The sequence below is a fragment of the Mesorhizobium sp. M7A.F.Ca.CA.003.01.2.1 genome, from assembly GCF_003998945.1.
Taxonomy (GTDB): Bacteria; Pseudomonadota; Alphaproteobacteria; order Rhizobiales; family Rhizobiaceae; genus Mesorhizobium; species Mesorhizobium ciceri.
In genome coordinates this window covers 1-4,616 of sequence record NZ_RZRA01000434.1, presented here as the reverse complement: position 1 = coordinate 4,616, position 4,616 = coordinate 1, and the positions used below count along the sequence as shown (strand labels likewise).

The 4,616-nt window shown below is 64.0% G+C and carries 4 protein-coding genes; 3 read left to right on the top strand and 1 reads right to left on the bottom strand.

What is annotated here, in order from left to right; genetic code table 11:
- The 3 genes from EN969_RS18045 to EN969_RS18035 all read left to right on the top strand — a co-directional run.
- A partial coding sequence (locus EN969_RS18045) for a GMC family oxidoreductase (RefSeq protein ID WP_164758323.1) occupies positions 1 to 725 on the top strand: 725 nt, incomplete at its 5' end.
- Positions 722 to 1,933 (top strand): mandelate racemase/muconate lactonizing enzyme family protein, encoded by a 1,212-nt coding sequence (locus tag EN969_RS18040; protein WP_063168823.1) that lies wholly within the window; start codon positions 722 to 724, stop codon positions 1,931 to 1,933. The genes EN969_RS18045 and EN969_RS18040, both read left to right, overlap by 4 nt.
- Positions 1,930 to 2,847, top strand: a complete 918-nt coding sequence (locus EN969_RS18035; RefSeq protein WP_063168824.1) for an NAD(P)-dependent oxidoreductase — start codon at positions 1,930 to 1,932, stop codon at positions 2,845 to 2,847. Before EN969_RS18040 ends, EN969_RS18035 begins: the two co-directional genes overlap by 4 nt.
- A gap of 79 nt (positions 2,848 to 2,926) precedes the next feature.
- On the opposite strand, the gene EN969_RS18030 is transcribed toward EN969_RS18035, so the two are convergent.
- A complete protein-coding gene (locus EN969_RS18030; protein WP_063168825.1) occupies positions 2,927 to 3,865 on the bottom strand; it encodes a diacylglycerol kinase family protein in 939 nt (312 codons plus the stop codon).
- Between the last annotated feature and the right edge of the window lie 751 nt (positions 3,866 to 4,616).

The window sequence follows — 4,616 nt, the reverse complement described above, 5'->3', positions numbered from 1 at the left end:
ACTACACCTTCAAGGGCAAGCTGCCGACGCTCAACCAGACGCTGCGTCCCTGGTGGGGCAAGCTGCTGGTCGGCATGCAATATATCCTGACCCGTTCGGGCCCGCTGTCGCTGTCGATGAACAATGCCGGTGGCTTCTTCCGCACCGACCCGGCGGCGACGCGGCCCAACATGCAGCTCTATTTCCAGGCATTCTCGACCGTCATTCCCAAGAGCGGCGAGCGTCCCATCCTGACGCCCGACCCATGGCCGGGCTTTTCCATCGGCCTGTCCAACTGCCGCCCGTCGAGCCGTGGCGAGATCATGATCCGCTCGGCCAATCCGCGCGAGTACCCCAGGATAACGGCCAATGCCTACTCCACCAATGCCGATGTCGAGGAGATGCTGGCGGCGGTGAAATTCGTCCGCAAGATCGCCTCGATGCCTGCCATGGCCGAGATCATCGAGGAAGAGGTTTTGCCAGGCCCGTCAATCACTTCCGATGCAGACCTGATTCAGGATTTCAGGAAGCGCTCGGGCACTGTCTATCATCCGGTCTCGACCTGCCGCATGGGGCCCGATCCGGCGCGCGCCGTCGTCGACCCGCGTCTCAAGGTGCACGGCATCGACGGCCTGCGCGTCATCGACGCCTCCATCTTCCCCGACAACATCACCGGCAACACCAACGCCGCCTCGATCATGACCGGTTGGAAGGGCGCCGAACTGGTTCTGGAGGACCAAAAATGAAGATCACGGACGTCAAGACCTGGGTTGTCGACAATCCGCCGCCCGGCATCGGCGGCAAGTATTTCATCTTCGTCAAGTTGACCACCGATGGCGGCGTGGTCGGCTATGGCGAGGCCTACAACGCCACCTTCTCCGCCCATGTTACCGCCCGGATGGTCGAGGACATGGCCGAGCGCTATCTCGTCGGCCGCGATCCGCACGACATCGAGAACTTCTTCCGCCGCGCCTATTCGTCCGGCTTCACCCAGCGGCCCGACGTGTCAGGCATGGGCTGCTTCTCGGCGCTGGAAATGGCCTGCTGGGACATCATCGGCAAGGAGGCCGACAAGCCGGTCTACAAACTGCTCGGCGGCCAGGTGCACGAAACGCTGCGTTCCTACACCTATCTTTATCCGCACACCGGCAGCGTCCACTCCGAGGATGCGCACGGCAAGAACGTCTACAACGACCCCGATCTCGCCGCCGCCTGCGCGCTCGAATATGTCGAACAGGGGTTCAACGCCGTCAAACTGGACCCGGCCGGCCCCTACACCGCCTTCGACGGCCACCAGCCGCGTCTTGTCGATATCGACCTGTCCACCCGCATGATCAAGGCGATCCGCGAGGCGGTCGGCACCCGCGCCGACATCCTGTTTGGCACGCACGGCCAGTTCACAGCGTCCGGCGCGCTGCGCATGGCGCGCGCCATCGAGCCCTATGATCCCTTGTGGTTCGAGGAGCCGGTGCCGCCTGACATGCCCGAAGTCATGGCGCAAGTGGCCCGCGCGACCTCGATCCCGATCGCCACCGGCGAACGGCTGACCACCAAGTTCGAGTTCGCCCGCGTCATCGAGAACCGCGCCGCGACCATCCTGCAGCCGGACCTCGGCCGCTCCGGCGGCATTCTCGAAACCAAGAAGATCGCGGCGATGGCCGAGGCCTACCACATCCAGGTCGCCCCTCACTGCTATTGCGGGCCGATCGTCGGTGCGGCCAACATCCAGCTGGCGGTGACACTGCCCAACTTCCTCATCCTGGAATCGCTGAAGCAGTGGGACGGTTTCCATGCCACGCTCTTGAAGAAGAAGATCGAGTGGCAGGACGGCAACGTCGTCCCCTCGAAGGAGCCCGGCCTCGGCGTCGAGTTGAACGAAGCGGTCTGCGACGCGCACCCCTATACGGGCAAGGACCTGCATCTGCAGATGATGCAGACCCCGCTGATGCCGTGAGCAAGAGCTACGCCTTCATCGGGCTTGGCCATCTCGGCGGAAACCTTGCCGCCAGCCTGATCCGCAACGGCTTTGCCGTCACCGTCCTCGACCGCGATCCGGCCGCCGTCGAGCGCCTGGTGGCGCTCGGCGCCACTGCCGCGAGCAGCCCGGCCGAGGCCGCCGCCTGGGCCGGCAATGCCATCACGTGCCTGCCTTCGCCCAAGGTCAGCGAAGCGGTGCTGGCCGGACCCGGCGGATTGCTGGAGGGCCTACCCCAAGGCGGCACCTGGATCGAGATGTCCACCAACGGCCGCGACGAGATTCTTCGCCTTGCGGCCCTCGCCTCGGCCAGGGGCGTCGAGACGCTGGAATGCCCGGTCACCGGTGGCGTGCATCTGGCGGCGGCTGGCAAGATCACCGCGCTGGTCGGCGGCGATCCAGCGCTCTACGAACGTCATCGGCCGGCCATCGAGGCGATGTGCGCAAAGTCGTTCCTGATGGGTCCGGTCGGCTCGGCGGCGGTGATCAAGGTGATCACCAACATGCTCGCCTTCATCCATCTCGTCGCCGCCGGCGAGGCGCTGATGTTGGCCAAACAAGGCGGGCTCGACCTCGCCCAGTCCTACCATGCCATCTCAGCCTCCTCCGGCAACAGCTTCGTCCACGAGACCGAAAGCCAGCTCATTCTCAACGGCTCCTACGACATCGGCTTCACCATGGACCTGGCGCTGAAGGACCTCGGCTTCGCGCTGGCGATGGGCAGGGAATTCAGACTGCCGCTCCAACTGGCGCCGCTTGTGAGTGAGATTTTCCAGATGGGCAAACAGGAATATGGCGGCAGCGCCTGGTCCACCCAGATCGTCAAATTGCTCGAGGATGCCGTCGATACCGACCTGCGCGCGCCCGGTTTTCCGGCCAAGCTGGAACTCTGACATCAGCCAGTTATCAAGCGATTTCAGGACGTTGGATTGATGGGCGGATTCATCTGAATCAATCTGTCAACGGCTTGATTCAGTATCTGAGCGTCAATGCACCCGGCAGGATCTCGAAGGTCGCGGGTATGCGTCCCGGCGACTCGCCGTCTATATCGACCAGGGCGCCATTCTCTGACGCATCGCCGAGCGGCTCGACCACCACTTTCCTGCCGCGCAGGATGGTGATCGCCGGATGGTTGCGGTGCCGGCCGCCATAGAGCAGCCGGATGTCCCAGATCAGCTTCAGCTTGCCGGCGGCGCGCAGGATGACGATGTCGAACTGCCCGTCGGTCAGGTCGGCATCCGGCGCGATCATCATGCCGCCGCCAAAGAACTTTCCATTGGCGACCGCCACCAGCGCCATGCGCGCTTCGACGGGTGCGCCGTCATCGACCGTGATCCTGACGTCCTGAAAACGGTAGCGGATGAACTCCACCACGGTGCGCCACAGGAACAGTGCCTTGGCCGACATCCTGCCCTTGCGCTTGTCGGCATTGACGGCGCGGTCGGTGGCGCCGGACAGGCCGAGACTGGCGATGTTGATGAAGTGCCGGCTGGCCAGCGCGCCGTGATCGTCGATGTAGCCGATGCGCCCGGCATCGACCTTGCGACCCTTGGCTTCGGCCAACCGCTTCAGCACGGCATCCACCTCTTTCGGCAGGCCGAGCCCGCGCGCGAAATCGATGCCGGTGCCGCACGGCAACAGGCCAAGTTCAGTGATCCGGCCGCTCTCCTGGGCCGCCTGCAGAAGCCCGTCGGCCACTTCGCTGGCGGTGCCGTCACCGCCGGCCGCAATCACCAGATCGAAGCCAATCATTGCGAGATCGATTGCCAGCCTTTCGGCATCGCCTTCGGCCTGCGTTTCGCGCAGCTCGAATTCGCCGAAATGCTTTTTCAGCGACACGGCAACATCAGGCCAATGCCGTTTCAGCCGGCCGCCACCGGCAATCGGGTTGAGAACCACTCCGACTTTCAAAATACCCGCCCTCCCCGGCGCCGGACATGCAGGTCCGATCCTTTGCCGGCATTGAAGCCCGCGACCACCGGCGGAGCAAGGGGCGCTGTCGGCTCGTACGCAAAAAAGCGGGCGGGCTGTCTAAAGCAGCCGGCGCTCGAATTCCCCGGTTTGTGGCTAACGATCCCCGGTAATCCCGCTATCCACAGGGCAGCGGCCATTCCCCAGGACCCTTACTCGGTGTACATTAAACCCATCTCAGGCGGCTACCGATCATCAAGCCGAAAGGCGAAGTGAAAGGCGGATTTCCTGAGGCCCGTACGGCCCGAAGCGAGAGCAGGCTTGCCTGTTTCGAGGGACGGAGCCGAGACCTACGGGGCCGCGGAAAGCGTGCCAACGCCGACGGCGGACCGATGCTGCCATGAAGGACGGCAAAAACCTTCGATGGTGCGCAGGGCAAAGCTCGCAAGGGTGGAGACCGGCGTGGTCCCGAACGGACGCTGCTCTCGGGCGGCGGACTGGCAGGACCGTCAAAATCAAGGCCGGCAAGGCGCGACGACTTTACGGAAGTTGCTGCCGCGACCGTGTCCTGATCTGACAGGGAGGCGCTGGGAGAAATCCCGGCGCCGACTGTCTTTTTGGCCCCCCGATGCCCTTTGGCGGCGATCTTGCGAGCGCCGCTTCTCCACGCGCTAAAATCGGTTAGTATCGCCTGGTCAGAGCCCGTTTGAAAACGCGCTCTGCCGAGTCGGATGGCGTGGTTTTCGAGAAC

Bases quoted from the DNA above. Each gene is read 5' to 3' on its own strand.
- EN969_RS18040 (WP_063168823.1), top strand. From the start codon at position 722: ATGAAGATCACGGACGTCAAGACCTGGGTTGTCGACAATCCGCCGCCC.